We start from the raw sequence: 26,594 nt of genomic DNA, 5'->3' as shown, positions 1-26,594 counted from the left end.
GTGCCTCCTCGCATCCGCTCGACGGCGATCCGGCCGCGAGCCTGTCGCGGGCCGTCGCGGACCGCAAGGGGAGGACGGACATGCCCGAGGCGCTGGTGCTGCGCGAGGACGCCGACGCGGTGGCCACGCTGACGCTGAACGACCCCGACCGCCTCAACGCGCTCTCGACCGAGATGCTCGCCGCGCTTCAGGTCGAGCTCGACATGCTCGCTGCCGACCCGAGCGTGCGCGTCGTCATCCTCCGCGGCGCCGGCCGCGCCTTCTGCGCCGGCCACGACCTGCGCGAGATGACGGCGGCGCGCCGGGCCGAGGACGGCGGCCTCAACTTCTTCGAATCGCTGTTCGCCCAGTGCGCCATCCTGATGACGACGCTGCCGAAGCTGCCGCAGCCGGTGATCGCCGAGGTCCAGGGCGTCGCCGTGGCGGCCGGCTGCCAGCTCGTCGCCTCCTGCGACCTCGCCGTCGCCGCGCACGGCGCGCGCTTCGGGGTGAACGGCGTCAACATCGGCCTTTTCTGCTCGACCCCGATGGTCGCGCTCACCCGCAACCTGGGCCGCAAGGCGGCGTTCGAGCTCCTGACCACCGGCGAGCTCGTCGAGGCGGAGGAGGCGCGCCGCCTCGGCCTCGTCAACCGCGTCGCCGCGCCGGAGGCGCTGGCGGAGACCACCCGCGACCTCGCCCGGGTCCTCGCCGGCAAGCTCGGCCCGGTGGTCGCCATCGGCAAGCGCGCCTTCTACGAGCAGGCCGAGCTCGACGTCGCCGCGGCCTACGACCACGCCGGCGCGGTGATGACCCGGAACATGCTGCGCGAGGACACCGCCGAGGGGATCGAGGCCTTCCTCGCCAAGCGCCCGCCGCGCTGGACGCAGTAGGGCGGCGTCCGGCCGGACGGGACCATCCCGGCGATTCAGGTCATCGCGCAAGTCGGGACGCCGGAGCGCACGGACCCGACGCCGCTCCGGCGAATCGCCCGCAAACGCCGACGGCCCGACGCAGGCAGCGCCGGGCCGTCGACAGGATCGCTCATGCGCCGGCCCCGCGGCCGGCGCCGGATCACTTGATCTTGCCTTCCTTGTACTCGACGTGCTTGCGCGCGACCGGATCGTACTTCCTGACGACCATCTTCTCGGTCATCGTCCGCGCGTTCTTCTTCGTCACGTAGAAGTGCCCGGTGTCGGCCGTCGAGTTCAGCCGGATCTTGATCGTCGTGGGCTTCGCCATCGTCTCGTCCTCTCGGCGCGGGACGCGCCCCGCACACATCGATCGGCCCCGCGGACGGGACCCGAAAAACCAGAGCGCCCTTCTACCGGCTCCGCGCCGCCTGTCAAGCCGCGCCCGACCCCGGGAATACCGGCGATCGCCCGAAGGCCCGCGCCCCTTCTGTCGGGCAGGTTCCCCCATCGGGACGGGGGCAAGGGGGAGACCGCCTCCGGCGCGACGGCGCCCCGTCGGTTCGGGACCGGCGCGCCGCGAGGCCCTCCAGCGACGCGGGAAGAGCCCCGCGCCTCACGTCGTCGCGGTGATCTGCTCCTTGGTCATCGAGCCCGGGACGATGGTGATCGGCACGCCGAGCTCCGCCAGCCGCCGGCCGGTCAGCGCCGCGACGATCGGCCCCGGCCCGGACTTCTCCACCCCGGCGCCGAGCACGATCACCCCGATCTCCGGGTCCGACCTCACATGCTGGATGATCGCGTCCACCCGGTCGCCCTCGCGCACCGCGAGCGTCGGCGTCACCCCCTCGCGCTTCTCCATCCGGTCCTTGAAGATCTGGAAATGCGCCTCGATCTTCTCGCGCGCCTCGGCCCGCATCACGTCGGCCACCCCGAGGAAATGCTGGAACTCTTCCGGGTCGACGATCGCCAGCATCACCACGCCGCCGCCGGTCTTCGAGGCCCGGATCGCCGCATAGCGCATGGCGTTCAGCATCTCGGGCGAATCGTCGAGGATGATCAGGAACTTCCGCACGCGCTTCCCCCGGCGTTTCCCCCGATCATTCCCGAACCGCCGCCGCGGCGCAACCCGGCCTCGCGCAGCGCCCATAGGGCGCCTGCCCCTGTCGAAGCGGGCGCCGGCCGCGCTGCGAAACCATGAATCTCGTTATATCTCAGCCCCATGACCCTGCGCCCGCGGGCGAAGCCGGCCGGTCACCGGAAGGCGAGGCCGACGAGGTAGGCGACCACGGCGCAGACGCCGCCGACGAGGACCGTCTCGCCCACCGAGCGCGCCAGCCCCTGCGCGGTGACGCGCCAGCGCAGCAGGCCGAGGGCGGCCAGCGCCGCGAAGGTCATGCCCAGCGACAGGCGGAAGGTCGCGGGCTCCGGGGGGAGCAGGAAGTAGGGCCAGAGCGGCATCGAGCCGAAGGCGAGGAACGACACGAAGGTGGCGAGCCCGCGCGCCGCCGGGCCGTCGCCGGTCGGGTCGGGCAGCTCCAGCTCGTGCTGCATCATGAAGTCGGCCATGAAGTCGGGGTTCCGCGCCATGACGTCGGCCATCGTGCGGGCGTCCCCGGGGGTCAGGCCGCGGCGGGCGAGCAGCTCCACCACCTCGGCGTGCTCGAACTCCGGGTTGGCGGCGATCTCCGCCAGCTCCTTCGCCCGCGCCGAGACGTAGACGTCGCGCTCCGACCGGCTCGACAGGAACTCGCCGAGCCCCATCGCCGTGCCGTCGGCGAGGAGGTTCGCGAGTCCGAAGAGCAGCACCGCCATGCCGCCGACCGCCGCGGCGCCCTCGCCGGCGCCCGCGCCAGCGAAGCCCGCCACCACGGAGAAGGTGGTGACGATCCCGTCGTTGCCGCCGTAGACGATCTGCTTGAGGAATTCCTGCAGCCGCCCGATCCGGTGCTCCGCGCGCCTGTGCCGCGCGAAGGCCGCCGCGAAGTCCTCCGCCACGCCCGCCTCCTCCGCTCCGCGCGGGAGAGCCTAGAGCAATGTCCGGCCGGACGGAACGTCCGGGTGTTTGCTGCGCCGCAGGGCCGGCGCATCATATCATACCGGACTCGCTTGATCTGTTCCGTTCGGCCGACGGATCGACAGGTCCGGGCGTGTCGACGTTGATCGGGTGGAGAATGACGGCGTAAAGAAAATTGCGGGCATGCCTGCCTGCCCTGGAATTTTCGCGCAAATACATTTCGAAATATTTTGAATATATCGGTGAAAATCATTGCATCGTCATTAGCGCCGCATTTTCGCGGCGCGCGTTCGACTCACTTCGAAGTTCCGTGGTCCCCGCCACAACTGCTCTGCGTCGAGCCGGGTGACATGCGCATGTCACCCGGCGGGCGCCGTCGCGGGACGGACCCTCGCCGCTCCGGAGATCGGCGACGCGGGGAGGGCAGGTCGGGACCTGAACAGCCAAAGCCAGGATCAGGCGCCGGATGCCTGCCGATGCCTCCGCGTCGGCAGCGCGCCGCGCTCCTGGCAGGCGCGTTCCGCCCGCCAGGCCGGCGCGCCGGATGCTCCGGGAGGACGCCGGGCCAAGGGCGCGCCGTCGACGCGGAAGGTTGCGGCGGCCGGCCGCTACTGTCGCCCGGCTCCCCTGCTAGACGAGCCGGCCCTCCGGGTCGATGCGGGCGGCGCCGCGCAGGTAGGGGTGGAGCGCGGCGGGCAGGCTGACCGAGCCGTCGGCCTCCTGGCCGTTCTCCAGCACCGCGATCAGCGTCCGGCCCACGGCGAGGCCGGAGCCGTTCAGGGTGTGGACGAACTCCGGCTTCTCGCCCTCGCCGCGGCGGAAGCGGGCGTTCATCCGCCGGGCCTGGAAGTCGCCGCAGACCGAGCAGGAGCTGATCTCGCGATAGGCGTCCTGCCCGGGCAGCCAGACCTCGAGGTCGTAGGTCTTCTGCGCCCCGAAGCCCATGTCGCCGGTGCAGAGCGCCACGACCCGGTAGGGCAGCTCCAGCGCCTGGAGCACCGCCTCGGCGCAGCCGGTCATCCGCTCGTGCTCGGCGCGGCTGTCCTCGGGCCGGGTGATCGACACCATCTCGACCTTCTCGAACTGGTGCTGGCGCAGCATCCCGGCGGTGTCCTTGCCCGCCGAGCCCGCCTCGGAGCGGAAGCACTGGGTATGCGCCGTCATCCGCATCGGCAGGGCGGCGTCCTCGACGATCTCGCCGGCGACGAGGTTGGTCAGCGTCACCTCCGAGGTCGGGATCAGCCACCAGCCGTTGGTGGTGCGGTAGCTGTCCTCGGCGAACTTCGGCAGCTGGTTGGTGCCGTACATCGCCTCGTCGCGGACGAGGACCGGCGTCCACGTCTCGGTGAGCCCGTGCTTCTCGACATGGAGGTCGAGCATGAGCTGGGCGAGCGCCCGGTGGACCCGGATCGCCGCGCCGCGGAGAACGACGAAGCGGCTGCCCGAGAGCTTCGCCGCCGCGGCGAAGTCCATCCCGGCCGCGGCGGCGGCGATCTCGTAATGCTCCTTCGGCGGGAACCCGAAGACCCGCGGCGCCCCCCAGCGGCGAAGCTCGACGTTCGCCGTCTCGTCCCTGCCGTCGGGCACGTCGTCGAGCGGCGCGTTGGGAATGCCCATCAGCAGGTCCCGGACGGCGCCGTCCGCCTCGGCGGCCTCGGCCTCCAGCCGGGCGATCTCGTCCTTCTTGGTCGCGACGAGGCCGCGCAGCCGCTCGAACTCCGCCTCGTCGCCCCTTGCCTTGGCCGCGCCCACCGCCTTGCTCGCGGCGTTCCGCTCGGCGAGCGCAGTCTCGGCGGCGTGGATCAGGCCGCGCCGCCGGCCGTCGAGGGCGAGGACCTCCGCGGACATCGGCGCGAGCCCGCGGCGGGCGAGGGCGGCGTCGAAGGCCTCCGGCGTCTCGCGGATCAGGCGGATGTCGTGCATGGGCTTCCCCCGGGTCTGGCGGCGGGCCGGGGGTAGGACGGATCCCACCTTCCATGCAAGGGGGAGCAGGGACCGCGCGGGCGGGAGGCCCGGCTTCGCACAGACCCTTGCCGCCTCCGTCGCGCAGCGTGGACCGCGGCCACACTGCACGACAGGAGCCGGTCGCCGCCCGAGGCCGCGTCGCTCTCCCCGACCGAAGCGGGCTCTGCCCGCGAGGCTGCGGCGCGACAAGCGAAAGCAAGGCTTTCGCCGCGCCGACGGCTGGAGCGCGTTGGCGCGTAAGCCGTCAGGGGTCCAGATTTCTCCGTCGCGCGCAATCCGTCCGTGAGCGCCCCGGCGAGCGCGGAATCGCGCTCGCCCCCCGAGGGGCGAGCGCGGACGGATTTGCCACGGGTCAAATCCGTCTGGCGTCACCGTCCCGCACTCTCCCGACCGGGGTTTCTCTCCACTGTCGTGCAGTCTGGACCGCGGCAGTGTCCACACATCCGCCTCAAGCAAAATCAATGGTTTGCCGAATATTCACGCGTGAACACCCCTCCTCTCCGCCCGGCGGGGCCCCGGACCCGATGTCGCGGGCTGGCGCTGCGAGGGCGGAAAAGGGAGAGGCGGGGGACGCGGGCTCCGCTAGATGGGAGCGACAGGCGCGGAGGAGGATGCGATGAGCGACGTCAGCGAGGCGGCAGCCGGCGGGAGGCGCCGCAGCGGCGGCGGGGCGGCGCGCCGGGCCGAACGGACCGCGCCCCGCATCGAGGCCGCGCCCTTCATCCGCCGGCGCGTCCCCAACTACGAGATCCTCGACGAGGAGGGGCTGGCGCTGATCGAAGCGAACGCCGACCTCCTGCTCGAGGAGATCGGCGTGCGCTTCTCCGAGAACCCAGAGGCGCTGGAGCGCTGGAAGGCGGCCGGGGCCGACGTGCGCGGCGACCGGGTCCACCTGCCCCGCGGCCTCGCCCGCAGCCTCTGCCGCACCGCGCCCCCGTCCTTCGTGCAGGTCGCCCGCAACCCCGAGCGCAACGTCGAGATCGGCGGCAAGAACCTCGTCCTCGCCCCGGTCTACGGGCCGCCCTTCGTGCGCGACCTCGAGAAGGGCCGCCGCTACGCCACGATCGCCGACTTCCGCGAGCTGGTGAAGCTCGGCTACATGTCGAAATGGGTCCACCATTCCGGCGGCACGCTCTGCGAGCCGACCGACGTCGCGGTGAACAAGCGCCACCTCGACATGCTGCACGCCCACATGACGCTGTCCGACAAGCCGTTCATGGGCTCGGTGACCGCGCCCGAGCGGGCGGCCGACTCGGTGGAGATGTGCAGGCTCCTCTTCGGCGCCGACCGGGTCGGGCCGGAATGCTTCATGACGAGCCTCATCAACGTCAACTCGCCGCTGGTCTTCGACGCCACCATGATGGGCGCGCTCGAGGTCTACGCCGCCGCCGGACAGGCGACGATCGTCTCGCCGTTCATCGTCGGCGGGGCGATGGCCCCGGTCTCGGTCGCCGGCACGCTGACCCAGGTCCTGGCCGAGGCGATGACGGGGATCGCCTATTCCCAGCTGATCAACCCGGGCTGCCCGGTGATCTTCGGGGCCTTCGTCACCTCGATCGACATGAATTCCGGCGCGCCGACCTTCGGCACGCCCGAGGCCTCGAAGATCCTCTGGGGCGCGGGCCAGCTCGCGCGCCGGCTCGGCCTGCCGTTCCGCTCCGGCGGCGGCCTCTGCGGCTCGAAGCTGCCCGACGCGCAGGCGGCCTACGAGACCGCCAACACCTTGCAGGCCGCGCTCCTCGGCGGGGTCAACTTCATGCTCCACGCCTGCGGCTGGCTCGAGGGCGGGCTGGTGACGAGCTTCGAGAAGTTCGTGATGGACGCCGACCAGCTCGGCGTCCTGCACTCGCTGGCCGAGGGGATCGACCTCTCCGAGAACGGCCAGGCGCTCGACGCGATCCGCGAGGTTGGGCCGGGGGGGCACTATCTCGGCTGCGCCCATACCCAGGCGAACTTCAAGACCGCGTTCTGGCGGACGGAGGTTCTGGACTACCGGCCCTACGAGGCCTGGGCCGAGGCGGGCGAGCCCGACTCGGTCACGCTGGCGAACCGCCGGCTGCGGAAGATCCTGGCGGAATACGAGAAGCCCGGCCTCGATCCCGCCATCGCCGATGCGCTCGCCGACTACGTCGCCCGGCGGAAGGCGAGCGAGCCCGATGCCTTCGCGTAGGGGCGGCTACCGGACGACGTCGAGCGCGTCCGGCGCGGCGGCGTCGCTGTCGTAGCGCCATTCCGGCACGCGCACGGTCGGGTGCGGGTGGCGGAGGTTCATGGCCAGCACGCCGGCCTCGATCAGGCCGATGCCGAGGAAGAGGATGGCGGTGGGCCAGATCGCCCGGCCGCGGCGGCGCCCGGCGGCGGCTGCGGGCTCCAGCGAGGCCTGCCAGCCGCGGCCCTGCCAGGCGAAGCGGCGCTCGAGCTCGCGGAGGTAGGTCTCGATCTCGCGCAGACGGATGTCATGGGTCCGGGCGATCAGCCAGCCGGAGAGCAACAGCACCAGCGGCGCGAGGCTGAGGAGGGCGAGCATCGGCTCCGCGTAGCTGCGGGTGTCGACGCGGATGATGCCCCAGGTGATGAGGATCGAGCCGAAGACGGTGGCGTATTGCAGGCGGGAGCGCTGGCTCTCGTGCCGGTCGATCGCGGCGCGCAGCGCGATGTATTCTTCCTTGTGAAAGCTCCAGCGGCTTTCCGGCTGCGACTCGTCTCCCATCCCGGATCCCCGGCCGACGCCACTGGCGGGACGAGGCTACCGGGAAAGCCGCGCGGCCCGCAAGCGCGGCGTCGGCCGGGCATGGCGGGCGGGCCCCTTCGCCTTCGCGAGGGCGGCGGCGCCGCCCCCGGGTTCCTCAGGCGGCGGAGGCCGCCGCCGGCAGGAGGCGCGCCTCGGCGAGGAGCGCGGTCAGCACGGCGACGTGGCGGTGGATGTTGTAGGTGGCGCCGCCGGTGGTGCGGGTGGTCTCGAGGCGGCGCTCCTCGGCGAGCAGCGGCTGGAGGGAGTCGCCGGGCGCCGCGTCGGCGGAAGCGCGCACCAGCCGCTTCAGGTCGCGGTCGCGGCGATACTCGGCGATGCCGGCGCGGGCGGCGCGGACAAGGATCTTGGGCCGGCGGAGGTCGGTGAGAGCGGCGATGGAAGCGGTCATGTTCGTGGTCCCTCGGGAGCTTGTTCTCGACACGGGCCGATGTGGCACGGCGCGGAGGGGTGTTGCACAACCATAGGATGTATCGTGCGCTCGTAGTTTAAATTAACTACTTGAATTATAACGATATTAGTATTCGTTAAGACCCTTTTTACGAATCAACCATAGGACGAGTTTTGCGAAAATTGGTCATTCCGGGGTCATCGCTGTGTCTCAAGCGAGCGTCGCGTCAGCCGCTTCCATGCCACCGGCGCGCGGATCGGGGGGGCCGATGCCGACCTGGTTGCCCGACGCCGCGGCCGTCTATCTCGCCCATACCGCGGGCGGCGTTCCGATCCGGGCGCTGGCGCGGGCCAAGGGCTGCCATGCCTCCACGATCCTGCGGCAGGTGCGCCGGGTCGAGGCCTGGCGCGACGATCCGCTGGTCGATGAGGCGCTCGAGCGCCTCGGCCGGACGCAGCCGCTTCGCGCCGATGTAACAACGAACGAGGAGTTGTCGCTCATGTCCCACCAGGCCCTGCGCTCCGGCGCGCAGCAGGAAGATCCGGCGGCCGCGCGGATCGACCGCGAGGCGCGACGGATCCTGCGCCGGCTGTGCGAGAAGGGCGCCTTCCTCGCGGTCGCGCCGACCATGGAGAAGGCGGTCGTGCTGCGCGAGGTCGTGCCGGGCAAGCAGAACCGCATCGCCGTCGTCGATCGCGACGTGGCGCACGCCTTCGCGTTGCAGGAATGGATCGCCTGCGAGAAGGCCGGCAAGATCGCCTGCTACGCGATCACGCCGGTCGGCCGCGCCGCGCTGAAGCGGCTGCTGACCGAGGAGCGGATGGCGCGGGGGCCGCAGCTGGTGGACGGCTTCGCCGAGGGGCAATCGTCGTTCCAGTCGCCGTTCCAGGAGCAGCACCGCTTCTTCGCCGAGCGCGAGGTGATGGACGAGGACGGCTCCGGCGAGCGGCGGCTGCGCTTCAACCTGGCCGAGAGCCCGCTCAGCGTGCTCGGCCGCAAGCGCGACAAGGACGGGGTGGCCTACCTGGCGGCCGACCTGATCGAGGCGGGCGAGCGGCTGCGCGAGGATTTCGAGCTGGCGCAGATGGGGCCGCGGGTGGCGCAGAACTGGGACCGGTTCCTGACCGCCGGCGGGCGGGGCCAGCTCCAGGCCGGGCGCGGGCAGGCCGAGGGGCCGCAGGACGCGCGGGTGCGCGTCGCCAAGGCGATGGAGGCGCTGGGGCCGGGGCTCTCGGACATCGTGTTCCGCGTGTGCTGCTTCCTCGAGGGGCTGGAGACGGCGGAGAAGCGGCTCGGCTGGTCGGCGCGGTCGGGCAAGGTGGTGCTGAAGATCGCGCTGGAGCGGCTCGCCCAGCACTACGGCGTCTCGCGCATGGGCGCGCCGCGCGCCGCGATGCAGTAGGCGGCCTTCCGCTTTCAGCCGGCCGGGCCGCCTGCGCTTGCGCGTGGCGGCCCGGTTGCGTAGAGGCCCCTCTCACGCCGCCGCGGGAGGGAACATGGGCTTTCGGACCGGGATCGTCGGGCTGCCGAACGTCGGCAAGTCGACGCTGTTCAATGCGCTGACCCGCACCGCGGCGGCGCAGGCGGCGAACTTTCCCTTCTGCACGATCGAGCCGAACGTGGGCGAGGTGGCTTTGCCCGACCCGCGGCTGAACCGGCTGGCGGAGATCGCCAGGTCGAAGGCGATCATCCCGACGCGGATGACCTTCGTCGACATCGCCGGGCTGGTGCGCGGGGCGTCGAAGGGCGAGGGGCTCGGCAACCAGTTCCTCGCCAACATCCGTGAATGCGACGCCATCGCGCATGTGCTGCGCTGCTTCGAGAACGACGACGTCACCCATGTCGAGGGGCGGGTCGATCCGGTGGCCGACGCCGAGACGGTGGAGACCGAGCTGATGCTCGCCGATCTGGAGAGCGTCGAGAAGCGGCTCGCGGGGCTCGTGCGCAAGCTCAAGGGCGGCGACAAGGACGCGGCCGATCAGGCGCGGCTGCTGGAGGCGGCCAGGGCGGCGCTGGCCGAGGGGCGGCCGGCGCGGACCGTCGCGGTGGCGGCGGAGGACGCGCGGGCCTGGCGGCTGCTGCAGCTCCTGACCGCGAAGCCGGTGCTCTACGTCTGCAACGTCGAGGAGGCCGCGGCGGCGACGGGCAACCGCCATTCGGCGGCCGTCGAGGCGAAGGCGAAGGCCGAGGGGGCGGGTTGCGTCGTCATCTCGGCGGCGATCGAGGAGGAGATCGCCCAGCTCGACGATGCCGAGCGGGCGGAGTTCCTGGCGGCGATGGGGCTGGAGGAGGCCGGGCTCGACCGGCTGATCCACGAGGGCTACCGGCTGCTCGGGCTCGCCACCTACTTCACCGTCGGGCCGAAGGAGGCGCGGGCCTGGACTATCCCGGCCGGGACGCTGGCGCCCGCCGCCGCGGGCGTGATCCACGGCGACTTCGAGAAGGGCTTCATCCGCGCGGAGACCATCGCCTACGACGACTTCGTCTCGCTCGGCGGCGAGCAGGGGGCGAAGGAGGCGGGGAAGATGCGCTCGGAAGGCAAGACCTACCGGGTCGCCGACGGCGACGTGCTGCACTTCCTGTTCAACACCTGAGGCGCGGGCCTCACCAGAGCCGGCGAACCCCGTAGGCGTCGAAGGCGGTCTCGTTCGAGATCAGCTCGAGATCGCCGCCGAGCGCCTGGGCGATCAGCATCCGGTCGAACGGATCGGCATGTGGCCCCGGAAGCCGCCCGGCGCGCTCCGCGTCTCCGACCGTGACGGGCAGCTCGCCGAATCCTTGGGCCAGCAGGCAGCCCGCCACATCGCGGGCGACGTCCGCGGCCGCGGGGAGCTTGCCGAGCCGATGCTTGGTGGTGAGTTCCCAGGCGGAGGCGGCGCTGACGACGACCTGACTCGATTCGGCCGTGATCGCCTCGCGCGCTCGCGGGGACAGCCGCCTGTCGCCGTCGAGCCACCACAGCAGGGCGTGGGTGTCGAGGAGCAGGCGCGCCATCGGCCGCTACTCCCAGCGGGCCAGTTCCTCGTCCGGGAGGGGCTCGAAGAACGCGTCCGTCGTCGCGGCGCGGCCCTTCATCGAGCCGAAGCGCCGCTTGGGCGCCGGGCGGTCGAGCGGGACGATGCGGGCCACGGGCTTGCCGGCGCGCGCCAGCACCACGTCCTCGCCCGCCTCGACGGCGGCGACGAGGCGCGAGAGGTTGGTCTTGGCTTCGTGGATGTTGACCGTCTTCATGGGCTTCTCCTCTGACTAAGTATCTAGCTAAGCGGGGCCTCTCCGTCAATGCGCCGGGGAGCCGTTGCGCGCCGCGGGCAGGGAGCGAACGGCGATCGTTGCGCGGCAATCATGGTGAGCGCACGCTCGGAGATTGTTAGGATTCGTCCGTGTATTCGATACGAACGAATTCTGAAGGAACGCGCAAATGATCCGCTTCGTCTACGGTGACCAGCTCGACAACTTCCCTTACCTGAGGAAGACGATGCTTCAGGATCGTGCCGCCCAGTTCAAGGAGCGGCTCAACTGGGACGTCACCGTGAATGAAGCCGGCGAGGAGACGGATCAGTACGACGAGCTGAACCCGCTCTACGTGATCTGGGAAGGCCCGGACGGCCGGCATGGCGGGTCTATGCGCTGCCTGCCGACGCTGGGCCGGACGATGACGGCGGAGCACTTCCTGCACCTGACCGACGGCGTCCGCATCGAGAGCCCGATGATCTGGGAGGTCACCCGGTTCTGCCTCGCCCCGAACGCCGGTCCCGGCGTCGCCGCGGCGCTGATGCTGGCGGGCTGCGAGTTCGGGCTGCGCTTCGGCCTCGAGCAGTGCCTCGGCGTCTTCGACGCGCGGATGCCGCGGATCTACGGCCGCATCGGCTTCTCGCCCGACGTGATCGGCACCGACGGCGAGGGCCGCGAGGGCATCTCCGTCGGCATCTGGACCTTCACCGACGAGGCGCGCCGCACCATCTCGCAGCGCTCGGGCATCCCGACCGCGCTCGCCGAGCGCTGGTTCGACGCCTCGTTCTCGGCGCCGGCGTATACCGAGGCCGCGGCCTGAGGCTGGCCGGCGCCGCCGCCGCCCGGTAGAACCGGAGCGACGGCGGCGGCGCGGGGACGGCTCTCCTTGGAATTCTCCGACGACCAGGCGGCGGCCTTCGCGCGAATCGCCGCCACGCTGCGCGGCGCCGGGGTCGACATCGAGGCGGGCGCGATCCTGTCCGAGGGCGGACCGCAGAAGGCGCTCGCCGTGCTGGGCCGGGCCGGTTCCGGCAAGACCATGCTCCTCGCCGACGTGGTCGCCCGGCTGATCGGGGCGGGGCTGGAGCCGGTCTCGGGCGACTACGAGGCGCGGCGGGGCCGCAGCCGGCGGAGCGTCGCCGTGCTCGCCCCCACCAACAAGGCGGCGAGCGTGCTGCGCGGCCGGGGCGTGCCGGCCACCACGCTGCACCGGGTGCTCTATACGCCGCTCTATCATCCCGACTACGAGGCGATCGCCGAGTGGCTGACCGGCAAGGGCCTGCGGCCCAAGGTCGAGGGCCTGACCGAGGCGGCGCTCGACCGCGCCGAGGCGTCCTACAAGGTCCATCTCTCGATCCCCGGCGCGCTGGCCGCGGCCGGGCTGCGTGGCTCGGACTTCATCAAGGGCTGGAAACGGCGCGAGGAGCCGCTCGACATCGGGCTGATCGACGAGGCCTCGATGCTCGACGCCAAGCAGCTCGACGATCTGGCGAGTCTCTGCCGCACGCTGATCCTGTTCGGCGATCCCGCGCAGCTCGCGCCGGTGGGCGGGGGCGGCGCGATGGTGTTCGACACGCTGCCCGAGGAGCGACGGCTGACGCTGGCGCGGGTGCATCGCCAGGCCGAGGGCAATCCGATCATCGACCTCGCCAACGCGCTCGGCGACCCGGCGATCGACTTCGCCCGGTTCGAGCGGCTGGTGCAGGCCACGGCGGCGCGCGACCCGCGCGTCGTCATCGCGCCGCGGGTCGATGCCACGGCGATGGCGCGCGCCCCTGCCCTGGTCTGGCGCAACGCGACGCGGGTGCGGCTGATCGATGCGTTCCGCCGGGCGCACGGGGCGCCGGCGGATGCGCTGCTGCCGGGGGAGCCGCTGATCTGCGACGGCATCGAGCTGCCGCTGAAGCATCGCCGCAAGCGCATCGACCTCGAGGCGCGCGGGCTGATCAAGGGGGCGCAGGCGATCTATCTCGGCCCCGGCCGGCAGACGGGCTTCGCGCGGCTGTGGCTGCCGGGCGCGGAGGAGCCGCAGATCGGGGTGGCGAGCATCATCCAGATCGAGAGCCCCGGGGCGGAGGAGCCGTTCATCCCGACGGCGGCCAACATGGGCGCGGTGTTCCTGCACGGGGCCGCGGTGACCATCCACAAGGCGCAGGGCTCGCAATGGCCGGAGGTTCAGGTCTTCGCCCCCGACCTGTGGGCGGCGGCGCAGTCGGGACGCGAGGAGGCCGGCGCGCCGCTGTGGAAGCGGCTCGCCTACGTGGCGATCACCCGGGCCGAGGAGCGGCTCGCCTGGGTGACGCGCTACGCGCTGGCGCGGCCGACCGAGCCGCTGGGGACCGGTGACCTCCGCCGCCCGGTCGCGCCGGGAACGCTGGCGCTGAGCGGCGGCGAGGATCAGGCATAGGCGGGCTCGCGCAGGCCCGTTCCGTTGAGGGAAAGGCTCGGGCCGGGGCGCTCGATCGCGCCGGCTACCTCGTCGCACCAGACCTTGAAGCCGGCGATCCGGTGCTGGCCGAAGGAGGCGATCATCGCGGTGTCGGCGGCGTCGCGGCCGCGGACCATCAGGATGCGGCCGATTCGGGGCGTGTTGTAGCGGGCGTCGAAGGTGTGCCAGCGGCCGCCCAGCCAGACCTCGAACCAGGCGCAGAAGTCCATCGGGTCGGGGTTCGGCGGAATGCCGATGTCGCCGAGGTAGCCGCTGGCGTAGCGGGCCGGGATGTTCATGGCGCGGCAGAGCGCGATCGAGAGGTGCGCGAAGTCCCGGCAGACGCCCCGGCCCTCGCGCATCGCGTCCGCGGCCGTCTTGGTCGGGCTGCCGTAGCCGTAGCCGAAGCTGATGTGGTCGTGGACGAAGTCACAGATCGCCTGCACCCGCGCCCAGCCCGGCTCGACGCCGCCGAAGAGGCTCCAGGCTTCGGCCCCGAGCAGGTCCGATTCGCAGAAGCGGCTCGGCATCAGGAAGCGCAGGGTGGCGTCGGGGAGCTGGTCGACGGTCGCCTCGCGCGCGTCCGGCGCGACCGGGTCGGCGGAGCCGTCGTGGGCGACGACGAAGTCGGAGGTCAACGTCGCCCCGCCCGCCGGCAGGACCAGCCGGCTGATGCGGTTGCCGAAGTTGTCCCGGTACGTGGCCACCGGAACCTGCGGATCGGTCTCGACCGCGCCGGTCCCGCTCACCGGCGCGAGGCCTTCGGGATGGGGCGACAGCGCGCAGAGCGTCGGGGTCGGGGCGTCGACATGGATGGCGATCTCGAAGCCGGCACGGATGAGCATTCTGGTCGTCCCTCTGCTGGGGCGTCTGCGGAAGATCGGCCGGAGCGGATGGCGTGGGCCGGATACGCGATGCAACGCGGACGTGCTTGTTCCGTTCCGAGCGCTCCCCTCTCGAGCGCGCGAGCTTGCCGGGGCCGCGCCAGCAGGCGGCGGTGACCAGAGGTTGAGCGGAATGCGCGCAGCACGATTATTAACCTGCGCCCGTCGTGGAGGCGTCCGCTCGGCGCCTGTCGGCGCGCCCAAGCCCGGGCGGGACACCCACCGAGAGCGGCCGCGCGAGGGCGGCGGCGGGTCAGAAGTCGGTGGCGATGCCCTTCACTTCCCAGTCGCCGAAGCGGATCGGCTCGGGGCCGTCGCGGCCGCCGAGCTCGGGCGGGAGGTCGAGCGGGAGCGTGGCGGCGCGGCGGGCGGTGGCCTCGGCCAGCGCGCGGGCGGCCGCGGCGGCGATGCGCGCCTCTTTCTCGGCGGGGAGGGCGGTCCTATATTCCGGGTCGGTCATGGCCTCGGCATGGCTCGACGGGGGCGGAAAGGCAAGAGGCGGAAAGGCGGCGGGAGGGAATGAACTACTTCCGGACGATGCTGCTCCTCGCGGCGCTGACGGCGCTGTTCATGGCGGTGGGCTATCTGATCGGCGGCACCGGCGGCATGATGATCGCGCTCTTGTTCGCGATCGGCACCAACGCCTTCGCCTTTTGGAACTCCGACAAGATGGTCCTGCGGATGCACGGCGCCGAGCCCGTGACGCGGGCGAGCGCGCCGGAGCTCTGGGACATGGTCGCGGCGCTGGCGCGGGCTGCGGACCTGCCGATGCCGAAGGTCTACATCATCCGGCAGGACCAGCCGAACGCCTTCGCCACCGGGCGGAACCCGCAGAACGCCGCGGTGGCGGCGACGACGGGGATCCTGCAGGCGCTGAGCCGGGAGGAGCTGGCCGGGGTGATCGCCCACGAGCTTGCCCACATCAAGAACCGCGACACGCTGACGATGACGATCGCCGCCACGGTGGCGGGCGCGATCTCGATGCTGGCGCAGTTCGGCTTCTTCTTCGGCGGGGGCGGCGGCGATCGCGACCGCAATCCGCTGGGGCCCTTGGGCATGATCCTCGCCGTGCTGTTCGCGCCGATGGCGGCGGCGCTCATCCAGATGACGATCAGCCGGACGCGGGAATACGCCGCCGACCGGATGGGCGCGGAGATCGCCCGCGACCCGATGGGCCTCGCCGACGCGCTGCGCAAGATCGCCGCCTATGCCGGCCGGATCCCGATGGCGAGCGCCGAGCGCAACCCCGCCTCCGCGCCGCTCTTCATCATCAACCCGCTCAGCGGGACGCGGATGGACAACCTGTTCTCCACGCATCCGAGCACCGAGAACCGCATCGCCGCGCTCGAGGCGATGGCCGCCGCCATGCCGCGCGGCGCGACGCCGACGGTGGACGCCGGGATGGGCGGCCAGGGGATGGGCGGCGGAGGGATGGAGGGCGCGGAACGCTTCCGCCGTCGCAGCGAGGACGCGCGGACGACGACGACCTCGATTCCGTCGGCGGGTCGGCGGCCCGGGATGCGGTGAGCTCGCCCGGACACGCGGCGCGCGCCGCGGCGGCGGCGCTCGTCGCCGGTGTACTGGACGAGCGTCGCACCCTCGCCGACCAGGCCGGGTCGCTCGGCGCGCTGGCGCCGGCGGAGCGGGCCCGCGCGCAGCGGCTCGCCGCCGAGACGCTGCGCCACCTCGGCCGGATCGACGCGGTGATCGCCCCCTACCTGCGCAAGCCGCCGCCGGCGGCGGCGCGTCATGCGCTGCGCCTCGCCGCGGCGGAGGTGTTCCTCGACGGGACGCCGCCCCATGCCGCCGTCGACGGCGCGGTGCGGCTGGTGCAGGCGCATCGCAAGGCTGCGCATCTCGCCGGGCTGGTCAACGCCGTCGGCCGCAAGGTGGCGGCGGACGCCGGGGCCTGGACGGCGGCGCCGGAGGGCGGCCTGCCGGAGTGGCTCGCGGGGCCGGCGCGGGAGGCCTGGGGCGCGGCGGCGGTCGCGGCGATGGAGGCGGCGCAACGGCGGCCGGCGCCGCTCGACTTGACGCTGCGCGACCCCGCCGAGGCGCCCCGCTGGGCGGAGGCGCTGGGGGCCGAGGTGCTGCCGACCGGCGGGTTGCGGCGCGAGGCGGGCGGGCAGGTCTCGGCGCTGCCGGGCTTCGCCGAGGGGGCGTGGTGGGTGCAGGACGCCGGCGCGGCGCTGCCGGCGCGACTGCTGGCCCCGGCGCCGGGGCGGCGGGCGCTCGACCTCTGCGCGGCGCCGGGGGGCAAGACGCTGCAGCTCGCCGCCGCGGGGGCGGAGACGACGGCGCTCGACCTGTCGGGGCCGCGGCTCGCCCGGCTGAAGGAGAACCTGGCGCGGACGGGGCTCGCCGCGCGGGTGGTGGCGGCGGACGCCCTGCGCTGGGAGCCCGAGGCGGAGTTCGACGCGATTTTGCTCGACGCGCCGTGCTCGGCGAGCGGGACGACGCGCCGCCATCCCGACCTGCCGCATCTGCCGCGCGACCTCGGGCCGCTGCGGGAGGTGCAGGCGGGGTTGCTGGCGCGGGCCTGGGACTGGCTTGCGCCGGGGGGGCGGCTCGTCTTCGCCACCTGCTCGATCCTGCCCGCCGAGGGCGAGGACCAGGCCGCCGCCTTCGCCGCCGCCCGTCCGGAGGCCCGGCGGGTCGCGGCGGACGCCGCGGCGCTGGGCGTGCCGGACGGGTGGATCGACGCGACCGGCGCCCTGCGGCTGCGCCCGGACTTCTGGGCGGAGCGCGGGGGGGTGGACGGATTCTATGCGGCGCTGTTCGAGAAGGCGGGGTGAGGCGCGCGTGCGGGCCGTGCGGCTCTGGCGGCATGGCACCCCTGACGGCCAATCGTGACGCGCCGGCGTCCTCGAGCGGCGCCGCGGCTCCAAGGGGGCGGCAGCCCGGGACGGGCGCCAGCTAGGCCGCTGATCCCGATGGATTTTTGCGCGGGGACGTGATTCAGCCGGCGGGACACGTGCCGGGTGACAGGGCGGGCGGCCCGACCTAAGCTCGGGGTGCGTGTGTGGGCGCGAGGGGCTGCGGAACGGATTGACCGACAAGACGCTCTCCGCGCGCATCCTCGCCCCGGCCGGACGGCTGCGCGACCGGCTGGCGGTTCGGCGGGCGTGGCTCGGGGCGCGCGGGGCGGCGGGGATGAACCTGCCGGAGCCGATGTATCTCGGCGAGGCGGACCGGGGGTCGCGGCTGGTCGGCGACGTCTGGGCGGTGGCGGGGCGCGAGATTGCGCTGGCCGGCCGGCCGATCTGGGACGCGGTCGGGCTCGACCCGCGGATCGAGCCGGCGCGGCAGGGGTTCGGCTGGCTCGACGACCTCGCGGCGCTCGGCAACCGGCCGGCGCGAACGCTGGCGCAGGGCTGGACGCAGGACTGGATCCGCCGCTTCGGCGGCGGCGCCGGGCCGGGCTGGGAGCCGGAGCTGGCGGGCGCGCGGGCGATGCGCTGGGTGGCGCATGCGCGGCTCCTGGTCGAGGGCGCCGACCGACCGGCCGAGGCGGCGTTCTGGCGGGCGCTCGGCGCGCATCAGCGCTACCTCGCGCGGGCCTGGCCGCGGGCGGCGGCGGGCCTGCCGCGGCTGCGGGCGCTCGCGGGGCTCGTGTGGACCGGACGGGCGCTGCCGGACGCCGGCGCGCGCGCGGCGGTGGAGCGGATGGGCGAGCTCGCCGAGGCGATGGTCGGCCGCGAGGGCGAGCTCGCGGCGCGCAGCCCGGAGGAGCTGGCGCGGGTGCTGGCGCTGCTGACCTGGACGGCGCGGCTGCTGGAAGACGGCGGGAGCGGCGCGTCGGCGGCGCATCTCGGGGCGATCGTGCGGCTGGTGCCGACGCTCCGGCCGCTGCGCATGGGCGACGGGACGGTGGCGCGGTTCCACGGCGGCGGCGGCTGGGACGCCATCGCCATCGACAAGGCGCTGGCCGAGCTGCGGCTGGAGACGCAGCCGCGACCGCGGCTGCCGATGGGCTTCGCCCGGCTGACGGGCGGGCGCATCGTGCTGGTGATGGACGGGGCGGCCCCGCCGGGCGGCGCGGCGGCGGCGACCGCCCATGCCGGGACGCTCGGCTTCGAGATGAGCGTCGGCCGGCAGCCGCTGGTGACCGGCCAGGGGCCGGGCGGGGCGTTCGGGCCGCCGGCGGCGCTGGCGTCGCGGCAGACGCGGGCGCATTCGACGGTGGAGGTGGACGGCGCGTCCTCGGCGGGCTTCGCCGGGGGGGCGCTGGTCGCGGGGCCGACCCTCGTCTCGGTGCGGCTGGCGCAGGACGCGACAGGGATGTGGCTCCTCGCCACCCATGACGGCTATGTCGCGGGCAAGGGGCTCCTGCACGAGCGGCGGATCTTCGTCGACGCGCGGGGGGGCGAGGCGCGGGGCGAGGAGATCCTGACGGTCACCGACGCGCGGGCGCGCGAGACCTACGACCGGGCCGCGCGGGCGGCGGGGGGGCGGCTCGGATTCGCGACGCGGTTCCACCTGCACCCGGACGTGGCGGTCGTGGAGGACGATCCGCAGGCGCCGCTGCTGAAGCTGCCGGGGGGCGAGGCCTGGGAGTTCCGGGCCGGCGGCGGCGAGGTCGCGGTCGAGGAATCGGTCTGGCACGATCCGGCCGCCGCGGCCCCGCGGCGGACCCGGCAGGTGGTTGTGCGCTCCGAGGTGGTCGAGTATCTCGGCCAGGTCACCTGGTCCTTCCTCCGCGTCCTCGACGCGCCGAGGGCCGTCCGGGCCGAGCCGCGCTGAGGCGGCCGCGCCCAGAAGCTCGGAGCCCGACCGATGCCTGAGAAGATCGTCAAGATCGCCCGCGCCCTCTTGTCGGTCTCCGACAAGACCGGGCTCTTGCCGCTGGCGGCGCGGTTGGCCGAGGCGGGGGTGGAGATCCTCTCGACCGGCGGCACCGCGGCGGCGCTGCGCGAGGGCGGCGTGCCCGTGCGCGACGTCGCCGAGGCGACGGCGTTCCCGGAGATGCTGGGCGGGCGGGTCAAGACGCTGCACCCGGCGGTGCACGGGGGCCTGCTGGCGCTGCGCGACGACCCGGCGCACAAGGCGGCGCTGGCGGAGCACGGGATCGGCGAGATCGACCTCCTCGTCGTCAACCTCTACCCGTTCGAGGCGACGGCGGCGAGCGGGGCGGATTATGCGACCTGCGTCGAGAACATCGACATCGGCGGGCCGGCGATGCTGCGGGCGGCGGCGAAGAACCACGCCTTCGTCACGGTGCTGACCGACGTGGCGGACTACGCGCCGTTCCTCGCGGAGTTCGAGCGGACGGGCGGCGGGACGGGGATCGCCTTCCGGCGGGCCTGCGCGCTCACTGCCTACGGGCGGACGGCGGCCTATGACGCGCGGGTGTCGGGCTGGCTCGCCGGCGCGATCGGCGAGGCGACGCCGCGGCGGCGGGTGTTCTCGGGGCGGCTGGCGCAGGGGCTGCGCTACGGCGAGAACCCGCACCAGCGCGCTGCTTTCTACATCGACGGCTCGCGGTCGGGGATCGCCGGCGCGCACCAGCGCCAGGGCAAGGAGCTGAGCTACAACAACATCAACGACGCCGACGCGGCCTGGGAGCTCGCGTCGGAGTTCCCGGCGGCGGAGGGGCCGGCCTGCGTGATCGTCAAGCACGCCAATCCCTGCGGCGTGGCCGGGGGCGCGACGCTCGAGGCGGCGTATCGGGCGGCCTACGACTGCGACCGGGTCTCGGCCTTCGGGGGCGTGGTCGCGTTCAACGGCGAGCTCGATGCGGCGGCCGCGGCGGCCGTGGCGGAGATCTTCACCGAGGTGGTCATCGCGCCGTCGGTGTCGGCGGAGGCGGCGGAACTGCTCGCGACGCGCAAGAACCTGCGCCTGCTGACCGCGGGCGCGGCGCCCGACCCGGCGGCGCCGGGGCTCGCGTGGCGGCAGGTCTCGGGCGGGTTCCTGGTGCAGGACCGCGACGCCGGGCGGATCAGCCCGGCGGCGTTGCAGGTGGCGACGAGGCGGGCGCCGACGGAGGCGGAGCTCGCGGACCTGCTCTTCGCCTGGCGGGTGGCGAAGCACGTGAAGTCGAACGCCATCGTCTATGCCCGCGGCGGCGCGACGGTGGGGATCGGCGCCGGCCAGATGAGCCGGGTGGACAGCGCGCGCATCGCGGCGCGCAAGGCCGCCGACATGGCCGAGGCGCTGGGGCTCGCCGAGCCGCCGACGGTCGGGTCGGTCGCGGCGTCGGACGCGTTCTTCCCGTTCCCGGACGGCGTGCTTACGCTCGCGGAGGCTGGCGCGACGGCCGTGATCCAGCCGGGGGGCTCGCTGCGTGACGCCGAGGTGATCGCCGCCGCCGACGAGGCGGGGCTCGCCATGGTCCTCACGGGGATGCGGCACTTCCGGCACTGAGCCGCGGCTCCGGTCCCGTACTGGGGGAGCGCGGCGCTGTCCGAGGGACCGGCGCCGCTACCGGCCGCGACGCTGGAGGCGGCCGCGGGGGCCGCGGACGGGATCGTTGTCGAAGAGCGAGGCCAGCTGCTCGGTCATCGCGCCGGCGAGCTGCTCGACGTCGGTGATGGTGACCGCGCGGGTGTAGTAGCGGGTCACGTCGTGGCCGATGCCGATGGCGATCAGCTCGACCTGGCGGCGGCGCTCGATCATGGCGATGACGTCGCGGAGGTGGCGCTCGAGGTAGGTCGCCGGGTTGACCGACAGGGTCGAGTCGTCGACAGGGGCGCCGTCGGAGATCACCATGAGGATGCGCCGCGCCTCCGGCCGGCCGGTCAGGCGGCGGTGGGCCCATTCCAGCGCCTCGCCGTCGATGTTCTCCTTGAGGAGCCCCTCCTTCATCATCAGGCCGAGATTGGCGCGCGCCCGCCGCCAGGGCGCGTCGGCGGGCTTGTAGACGATGTGGCGGAGGTCGTTCAGGCGGCCCGGGGAGGGGGGACGCTGGGCGGCGAGCCAGGTCTCGCGGCTCTGGCCACCCTTCCAGGCGCGGGTGGTGAAGCCGAGGATCTCGACCTTGACCTGGCAGCGCTCCAGCGTCCGCGCCAGCACGTCCGCCGAGATGGCGGCGATCGAGATCGGCCGGCCGCGCATCGAGCCGGAATTGTCGATGAGGAGCGACACGACGGTGTCGCGGAAGTCGGTGTCGCGCTCGCGCTTGAAGCTGAGCGGGGTCATCGGGTTCGCGACGACCCGGGCGAGGCGGCCGGCGTCGAGCGTGCCCTCCTCGAGGTCGAATTCCCAGGCGCGGTTCTGCTGGGCCTGGAGGCGGCGCTGCAGGCGGTTGGCGAGGCGCGCGACGGCGCCCTTCAGCGGCTCGAGCTGCTGGTCGAGATAGGCGCGCAGGCGTTCGAGCTCCAGCGCGTCGGCGAGGTCGTCGGCGGCGATCTCCTCGTCGAACCTCGTCGTCCAGACCTTGTAGCCGGGATCGGCCTCGGAATGCGGCGGGGGCGGGCGGTCGTCGGGGGGCTCGCCCTCCTCGAGATCGGCGTCGTCGGCAAGGTCGGCCTCCTCGGCGTCGGAAAGGGCGGCCTGCACGGCGCGGGAATCCGGCTGCGCCTCGGCGCTCTCCTCCTCGGCGGTCGAGTCCTCGGAGCCGTCGTCGTCGGCGTCGCCGCCGCTCTCGTTCTCCTCGCCGGTCTCGTCCTCGTCCGGCTCGCCGGCCTCGTCCTCGGGCTCGTCCGCGTCGGGGTCGTCGCCGAGCTCGTCGCCGTAGCCCAGGTCCTCGATCACCCGGCGGGCAAAGCGGGCGAAGGCCTGCTGGTCGTCGAGCACCGCGTCGACGCCGCTCATGGCGCCGCCGGCGTGGCTGTCGAGGAAGCCGCGCCAGAGGTTGAGCACGTTGGCGGCGCCGCGGGGCAGCGCCCGCTCGGTGGCGATCTCGCGCACGAGATAGCCCGCGGCGACGGCGAGGGGGGCGCGGGCCGGGTCGGTGATCTCGGCGTAGCCCATGCGCCGGGCCTCCTCGGCGATCTTGGCGTCGATGTTGCCGGCGGTGCCGGGCATCGCGCGCGCGCCCATCGCCTCGCAGCGGGCCGTCTCCATGGCGTCGAAGAGCGCGGCCGCGGTCTCGCCGTGCGGGGCGTAGCGGCGGTGGGTGGCGTCGCTGTGGTAGCGCAGGCGCAGGGCGTAGGCGTCGGCGACTCCGCGGGCGAGCATGACCTCGTCGCGGGTCATCCGCCGCGTCACCTGGGGCAGGCGCATGTTGCCGCCGGCGTAGCCGGGGGGGTCGACCGAGAAGGCGACGGAGAGCTCCGGCTGGCCGGCCATGGCGCGCGTCGCCTCGGCGAGCGCCTTCTTGAACGGCTCGGCGGGATTGTCGGCGGGCTTGGTCATGCGCGCCAGAGATCATGCGGCGCCGGCGTCCGCAAGGGCTGCGCCGCGCCCTCGCGGGCGGCGAAGGCGCGGCGCGCCGCCTCGATGCGCTCGGCGTTCTCGATCGTCCAGCGGGCCAGCGCGCAGACCGGGCCGAGCAGGCTGTAGCCAAGGTCGGTCAGCGCGTACTCGACCTGGGGCGGCGTGGTGGGCGTGACCGAGCGGGTGACGAAGCCGTCGCGCTCGAGGCTGCGCAGCGTGGTGGCGAGCATCTTCTGCGAGATGTCGCCGATCTGGCGCTTCAGCGCGTTGAAGCGGGTCGGGCCGGCGCCGAGGTGGCGGATGACCAGCACGGTCCACTTGTCGCCGACGCGGGCGAGCAGCTCGCTGATCCGCGCGCAGGCGGTTTCGTCGTGCTCACCTGGCGCCATGGACGTGCCCTCTTGACCGCTTCGCCGCTATCGCTAACTCACCTGGTGACGGAATTATACCAGTTTCAAGAGGAGACCGCCATGACCGACAAGCCCCGCATCGCCGTCATCATCGGCTCGACGCGCGATTCGCGCTTCGCCGACAAGCCGGCGCAGTGGATCCACGATCTCGCGCAGCAGCGCAACGACTGGGAGGTGGAGCTGGTCGACCTGCGCGACTTCGACCTGCCGCTCTTCAACGAGAAGGCGTCGAACGCCTGGGTTCCGAGCGAGGATGCGCGCGCGGCGGCGTGGCAGGAGAAGCTCGCGGGCTTCGACGGGTTCATCTTCGTGACCTCGGAATACAACCGCTCGATCCCGGGCTCCCTGAAGAACGCGCTCGACCAGGCCTACAAGGAGTGGGTGCGCAAGCCGGCGGCGGTGCTCGGCTACGGCTCGGTGGGCGGCGCGCGGGCGGCGGAGCACCTGCGCACCATCGCGATCGAGCTGCAGATGGTTCCGATCCGGCACGGCGTGCATATCGGCGGCGTGGATTTCTTCAAGGTGCATCCGATGGGGCAGAACGCGCCGATCGCCGAGATCGAGGGCAACATCCTGCCCGCAGCGAAGGCGATGCTCGACGACCTCGACTGGTGGACCCGCGCCACGATGTCCGCCCGCGCCGGGGACGAGCGCGCGGCGGCATGAGGGCGCCCGCCCGGCGGTTTGCGCCGGGCGGGGCCGCTGCTATCCTCGAAGGCGGCGAGGGCGCGGGTCTTGGCGCCCCGCTGGCGGGGCTGAGGCGATGGCGGGGGCTGCGGAGTTCCATCTCGTCAGCGAATGGCGCCTCGACGCCAACGTCGAGGCGGTGGCGGATGTGCTCCTGGCGCCGGAGGGTTTCCGGACTGGTGGCCGGAGGTCTATCTCGCCGTAGAGGAACTCGATCCCGGCGGGCCCGACGGCGTCGGCCGGCGGTTGCTTCTGTTGACGCGGGGATTCCTGCCCTACCGGCTGCGCTGGATCGCCACGCTGGTCGAGAACGACCGCCCGCTGGGCTGGGCGATCGCGGCCGAGGGCGATCTGGTCGGGCGCGGCGAGTGGCGGCTCCGGCGGGACGGCGGCGCAACCGTGGCGCGCTACGACTGGCGCGTCGCGGCGGCGAGGCCGTCGCTCCGGCGGCTGTCGCGGCTCCTCGCGGCGCTCTTCGCGTGGAACCACCGCTGGGCGATGGCGCGAGGGCGCGAGGGGATCGCGCGCGAGCTGGAGCGTCGCGCGCGGGGCTGACGGCGGGGCCGCTCGGGCTCAGGCGGGGCCGATCTTCTCGACGAGGCGGGTCCATTCCTGCGCCGCGTCGTCGCTGAAGCGGCGCTCGCCGGCGCGGCGATACCAGTAGTCGGAATTGCCGCGGTCGCCCTCGATCCAGTGCGCCAGCGCGTGGACGAGGTCGTGGGCGTGGTCGCCCTCCCGCGACTGGCAGATCTCGTGCGCCTTCTCCCATTCCGGCCCGGTCCTGAACCCGCCCTTGCGCAACCACCACAGCGCCTCCAGCGCCGGGGTCATCCCGGCGGGCGGCGTGTCGGCGGCGAGGCTGGCCTCGAGGTCGGTTTTCATCGGCGGATCCTCCCGGGCCGAGGATAGAGGGCGCGGGCGGGACGCGAAAGGACCGCCGTCCGGGAGGACGGCGGCCCTGAATCCTGGCCTGGCGGGCCTTTGAGGTCAGGCGGCCCTGCGCCGGCGGCGGCGGGCCAGCCCGAGGGCGCCGAGGCCGGCGAGCAGGAGCGGCGCGGCGGCGGGCAGCGGCGCCGGCTTCTCGGGCGCGACGGTGTCCGGGTTGAGGTGCATCTCGCCGTCGAGGACCGCGGTCAGCGCCCCGAGCGAGCCCTCCGGTACTCCTCGAATTCGGCGGACGATGCGTCGTTCGAACCGACAACGGGCGAGGCGGGGGTTTCTTCGCACGGGGGCGGAGAAATTCTGAAGGAATGGTTAACGCGCGAGCGGCAGGGCGTTGACCTCGTCGCGCATGGCGCTCACGATATGCTCACGAAAGCGTCAAATTGGGGATGGGTGATAGTGCGTTGCATTCTCTTTCTGGCCCTGCTGGCTTTCGCCGGCGCGCCTGCGCGGGCCGCGATCATGAAGCTCACCTACTGGGGAACGGTGAGCAACGTCGTCACCAACGAAGAGGGGTGGAACGATGGCTCCTACATGTTCGGGCAGGATCTCCTCGGCGCGGACGTTCGGTACGAGGTGATATACGACTCAACCGTGGGACATCGTCAGGACGGGGCGACGGACCGCCTGATCGGAGGCAAGATCACGCGTGATCGCTCGCCGGGGCTCGCGACCAGCGTGACAGTCGCGGGCGTGACGCAGAAGGTCGGCGTGAAGCAGTCGACGGCCGTGGCTCGGGTGGATCGGTACAAGTTTCTCGGCGCCGCCATCGAGTCGGACTGGGGCGTCATCCGCGCGAAACCGGTGCTGGGCAAGACGATCATGAGAGCGTTGGTCGATGGCTGGGCCTACAGTTCTTTGATCCCCAGCGCTTTCGACGTCAGCATGGCCCGGACGGTGGCGACGGGCGCCATGGACCTGCGTCTCATGGACTGCACCTTCATTCGGCTCGATTATTGCCAGCGGCAACGCTGGGTGCATCTCGATGTCGACACGACGGCCATCGAGATCGCGCCGTCGGCGGCGCCGGTGCCGCTTCCGCCGGCCCTTCCGTTCCTCGCAGCGGGCGTCGTGACGCTCGCCGGCGTCCGCTTCCGGCGCCGCCGGTCGTAGGACGAGGTTGCTCGCCCGAGGGCCCGGCCCGCCTCTTGGGCCGGACTCAGCGCCAGAGCGTCGGGACGCCTTCAGCGACGCCGGCGGGGTCGCGCGCCGGGGCCGGGAGGGCGCGGATGCGGGCGGCCTGGGTCGGGCTGGCGGGGCCGCGCAGGATGTCGGCGCGCTGGCCCGGCGGGTAGGCGCCGACGACGAGGAAGTCGCCGCTGGCCGCGAGGCGGCGATGGCCCGTGCCGGCGGGCAGGACCACGACGTCGCCCGCGGCGACCGTCACCTCGCGGCCGCCCGGGCCGCCGAGGCGCAGGCGGGCCGAGCCTGTGGCGACGCCGAGCGCCTCGTGGCCCTCGCTGTGGAAGTGATCGAAATCGAAGACGCCGTCGCGCCACTGCGGCGGCCAGCCGTTGGCGGCGAAGACCGCCTCGATCGCCGCCGCGCCGCCGCCCGGAACCACGCCCCGGTGCAGGAGCACGGGGAAGCGGCGGTGGTTCGGGATCGCCCCGGACGGCGCGAGGAGGAAGCTCTCGGTCGGCATGGCGAAAGCGGGGGCAGCCGCAGCCGCCCCCGGCAA

Annotated in this window: 28 protein-coding genes; 13 read left to right on the top strand and 15 right to left on the bottom strand. The window is 73.1% G+C overall.

All coding sequences use genetic code 11. The features are described from left to right. Window positions 1–80: 80 nt before the first annotated feature. A complete protein-coding gene (locus KBB57_RS06610) occupies window positions 81–872 on the top strand; it encodes an enoyl-CoA hydratase (protein ID WP_290747814.1) in 792 nt (263 codons plus the stop codon). A gap of 181 nt (window positions 873–1,053) precedes the next feature. Here the strand turns inward: KBB57_RS06610 and rpmG are convergent, their stop codons facing one another. From rpmG to serS, 4 genes are all read right to left on the bottom strand, one after another. Beyond that, window positions 1,054–1,221: a 50S ribosomal protein L33 gene (rpmG, locus tag KBB57_RS06605; RefSeq protein ID WP_012179442.1), complete on the bottom strand. Its 168-nt coding sequence runs from the start codon at window positions 1,219–1,221 to the stop codon at window positions 1,054–1,056. Window positions 1,222–1,506: 285 nt separating this feature from the next. After that, entirely contained in the window at window positions 1,507–1,965 is a 459-nt protein-coding gene (locus KBB57_RS06600; protein WP_290747802.1) for a universal stress protein, read from the bottom strand. 179 nt (window positions 1,966–2,144) lie between these two features. Beyond that, window positions 2,145–2,888 carry a VIT1/CCC1 transporter family protein gene (locus KBB57_RS06595; protein WP_290747801.1) on the bottom strand — a complete coding sequence of 248 codons (744 nt, stop codon included), beginning with the start codon at window positions 2,886–2,888 and terminating at the stop codon, window positions 2,145–2,147. Window positions 2,889–3,537: 649 nt separating this feature from the next. Then, window positions 3,538–4,830, bottom strand: coding sequence for a serine--tRNA ligase (gene serS, locus KBB57_RS06590; protein WP_290747800.1), 1,293 nt, complete (start codon window positions 4,828–4,830; stop codon window positions 3,538–3,540). A gap of 658 nt (window positions 4,831–5,488) precedes the next feature. Here serS and KBB57_RS06585 point away from each other — a divergent pair. Beyond that, on the top strand, window positions 5,489–7,042 hold the full coding sequence (locus KBB57_RS06585; RefSeq protein WP_290747799.1) for a trimethylamine methyltransferase family protein: 1,554 nt from the start codon (window positions 5,489–5,491) through the stop codon (window positions 7,040–7,042). A 6-nt stretch (window positions 7,043–7,048) separates the two neighbouring features. Here KBB57_RS06585 and KBB57_RS06580 read toward each other — a convergent pair whose 3' ends face one another. Together KBB57_RS06580 and KBB57_RS06575 are read right to left on the bottom strand one after the other, a co-directional pair. After that, window positions 7,049–7,582 carry a hypothetical protein gene (locus KBB57_RS06580; RefSeq protein WP_290747797.1) on the bottom strand — a complete coding sequence of 178 codons (534 nt, stop codon included), beginning with the start codon at window positions 7,580–7,582 and terminating at the stop codon, window positions 7,049–7,051. Between the two features lie 136 nt (window positions 7,583–7,718). Continuing rightward, window positions 7,719–8,012, bottom strand: a complete 294-nt coding sequence (locus KBB57_RS06575; protein ID WP_290747795.1) for a DUF6477 family protein — start codon at window positions 8,010–8,012, stop codon at window positions 7,719–7,721. A 268-nt stretch (window positions 8,013–8,280) separates the two neighbouring features. On the opposite strand from KBB57_RS06575, the gene KBB57_RS06570 reads away from it, so the two are divergent. Then, window positions 8,281–9,414: a DUF6456 domain-containing protein gene (locus KBB57_RS06570; protein ID WP_290747793.1), complete on the top strand. Its 1,134-nt coding sequence runs from the start codon at window positions 8,281–8,283 to the stop codon at window positions 9,412–9,414. A gap of 94 nt (window positions 9,415–9,508) precedes the next feature. Further along, window positions 9,509–10,606 (top strand): redox-regulated ATPase YchF, encoded by a 1,098-nt coding sequence (gene ychF / locus KBB57_RS06565; RefSeq protein WP_290747791.1) that lies wholly within the window; start codon window positions 9,509–9,511, stop codon window positions 10,604–10,606. Between the two features lie 10 nt (window positions 10,607–10,616). Here the strand turns inward: ychF and KBB57_RS06560 are convergent, their stop codons facing one another. After that, window positions 10,617–11,006 (bottom strand): type II toxin-antitoxin system VapC family toxin, encoded by a 390-nt coding sequence (locus tag KBB57_RS06560; RefSeq protein WP_290747789.1) that lies wholly within the window; start codon window positions 11,004–11,006, stop codon window positions 10,617–10,619. Between the two features lie 6 nt (window positions 11,007–11,012). Then, the gene (locus KBB57_RS06555; protein ID WP_290747787.1) at window positions 11,013–11,243 is read right to left on the bottom strand and encodes a type II toxin-antitoxin system Phd/YefM family antitoxin; all 231 of its coding nucleotides are present in this window, start codon (window positions 11,241–11,243) and stop codon (window positions 11,013–11,015) included. 187 nt (window positions 11,244–11,430) lie between these two features. On the opposite strand from KBB57_RS06555, the gene KBB57_RS06550 reads away from it, so the two are divergent. Together KBB57_RS06550 and KBB57_RS06545 are read left to right on the top strand one after the other, a co-directional pair. Then, complete coding sequence (locus tag KBB57_RS06550) at window positions 11,431–12,063, top strand: acyl-homoserine-lactone synthase (protein WP_290747786.1); 633 nt, start codon at window positions 11,431–11,433, stop codon at window positions 12,061–12,063. A 66-nt stretch (window positions 12,064–12,129) separates the two neighbouring features. Further along, a complete protein-coding gene (locus KBB57_RS06545) occupies window positions 12,130–13,650 on the top strand; it encodes an ATP-dependent RecD-like DNA helicase (protein WP_290747785.1) in 1,521 nt (506 codons plus the stop codon). Here KBB57_RS06545 and KBB57_RS06540 read toward each other — a convergent pair. Next, entirely contained in the window at window positions 13,641–14,516 is an 876-nt protein-coding gene (locus KBB57_RS06540; RefSeq protein WP_290747784.1) for a transglutaminase family protein, read from the bottom strand. The two genes, KBB57_RS06545 and KBB57_RS06540, sit on opposite strands and share 10 nt — an antisense overlap. 292 nt (window positions 14,517–14,808) lie before the next feature. Further along, on the bottom strand, window positions 14,809–15,015 hold the full coding sequence (locus KBB57_RS06535) for a DUF1674 domain-containing protein (RefSeq protein ID WP_290747782.1): 207 nt from the start codon (window positions 15,013–15,015) through the stop codon (window positions 14,809–14,811). Window positions 15,016–15,074: 59 nt separating this feature from the next. On the opposite strand from KBB57_RS06535, the gene htpX reads away from it, so the two are divergent. The 4 genes from htpX (at window position 15,075) to purH (ending at window position 20,921) form a co-directional block, all read left to right on the top strand. Next, complete coding sequence (gene htpX / locus KBB57_RS06530) at window positions 15,075–16,082, top strand: zinc metalloprotease HtpX (protein ID WP_290747780.1); 1,008 nt, start codon at window positions 15,075–15,077, stop codon at window positions 16,080–16,082. Then, entirely contained in the window at window positions 16,079–17,350 is a 1,272-nt protein-coding gene (locus tag KBB57_RS06525) for a transcription antitermination factor NusB (RefSeq protein WP_290747778.1), read from the top strand. Before htpX ends, KBB57_RS06525 begins: the two co-directional genes overlap by 4 nt. Window positions 17,351–17,603: 253 nt before the next feature. Then, complete coding sequence (locus KBB57_RS06520; RefSeq protein WP_290747776.1) at window positions 17,604–19,298, top strand: heparinase II/III family protein; 1,695 nt, start codon at window positions 17,604–17,606, stop codon at window positions 19,296–19,298. A 33-nt stretch (window positions 19,299–19,331) separates the two neighbouring features. Then, on the top strand, window positions 19,332–20,921 hold the full coding sequence (purH, locus tag KBB57_RS06515) for a bifunctional phosphoribosylaminoimidazolecarboxamide formyltransferase/IMP cyclohydrolase (protein ID WP_290747774.1): 1,590 nt from the start codon (window positions 19,332–19,334) through the stop codon (window positions 20,919–20,921). A 57-nt stretch (window positions 20,922–20,978) separates the two neighbouring features. Here purH and cobT read toward each other — a convergent pair whose 3' ends face one another. Together cobT and KBB57_RS06505 are read right to left on the bottom strand one after the other, a co-directional pair. Beyond that, window positions 20,979–22,853, bottom strand: a complete 1,875-nt coding sequence (cobT, locus tag KBB57_RS06510; RefSeq protein WP_290747772.1) for a cobaltochelatase subunit CobT — start codon at window positions 22,851–22,853, stop codon at window positions 20,979–20,981. Continuing rightward, window positions 22,850–23,263, bottom strand: coding sequence for a helix-turn-helix domain-containing protein (locus KBB57_RS06505; protein WP_290747770.1), 414 nt, complete (start codon window positions 23,261–23,263; stop codon window positions 22,850–22,852). Before KBB57_RS06505 ends, cobT begins: the two co-directional genes overlap by 4 nt. A gap of 81 nt (window positions 23,264–23,344) precedes the next feature. Between KBB57_RS06505 and KBB57_RS06500 the strand changes: the two genes are divergently transcribed. Continuing rightward, window positions 23,345–23,950 (top strand): NADPH-dependent FMN reductase, encoded by a 606-nt coding sequence (locus tag KBB57_RS06500; RefSeq protein ID WP_290747768.1) that lies wholly within the window; start codon window positions 23,345–23,347, stop codon window positions 23,948–23,950. Window positions 23,951–24,226: 276 nt separating this feature from the next. Beyond that, a complete protein-coding gene (locus tag KBB57_RS06495; protein WP_290747767.1) occupies window positions 24,227–24,526 on the top strand; it encodes a hypothetical protein in 300 nt (99 codons plus the stop codon). A gap of 18 nt (window positions 24,527–24,544) precedes the next feature. Here the strand turns inward: KBB57_RS06495 and KBB57_RS06490 are convergent, their stop codons facing one another. Both KBB57_RS06490 and KBB57_RS06485 read right to left on the bottom strand, forming a co-directional pair. Then, window positions 24,545–24,853, bottom strand: a complete 309-nt coding sequence (locus KBB57_RS06490; protein ID WP_290747766.1) for a hypothetical protein — start codon at window positions 24,851–24,853, stop codon at window positions 24,545–24,547. Window positions 24,854–24,958: 105 nt separating this feature from the next. After that, window positions 24,959–25,084 (bottom strand): Loki-CTERM sorting domain-containing protein, encoded by a 126-nt coding sequence (locus KBB57_RS06485; RefSeq protein ID WP_290747765.1) that lies wholly within the window; start codon window positions 25,082–25,084, stop codon window positions 24,959–24,961. On the opposite strand from KBB57_RS06485, the gene KBB57_RS06480 reads away from it, so the two are divergent. Next, the gene (locus KBB57_RS06480; RefSeq protein WP_290747764.1) at window positions 25,079–26,026 is read left to right on the top strand and encodes a hypothetical protein; all 948 of its coding nucleotides are present in this window, start codon (window positions 25,079–25,081) and stop codon (window positions 26,024–26,026) included. The two genes, KBB57_RS06485 and KBB57_RS06480, sit on opposite strands and share 6 nt — an antisense overlap. Window positions 26,027–26,072: 46 nt before the next feature. Here the strand turns inward: KBB57_RS06480 and KBB57_RS06475 are convergent, their stop codons facing one another. Continuing rightward, complete coding sequence (locus KBB57_RS06475; protein WP_290747763.1) at window positions 26,073–26,558, bottom strand: cupin; 486 nt, start codon at window positions 26,556–26,558, stop codon at window positions 26,073–26,075. Window positions 26,559–26,594: the final 36 nt, after the last annotated feature.

This window comes from Amaricoccus sp. (genome assembly GCF_017993425.1).
In the GTDB taxonomy this organism is placed as follows: Bacteria; Pseudomonadota; Alphaproteobacteria; order Rhodobacterales; family Rhodobacteraceae; genus Amaricoccus.
This window is presented reverse-complemented; position numbering and strand designations above follow the sequence as displayed.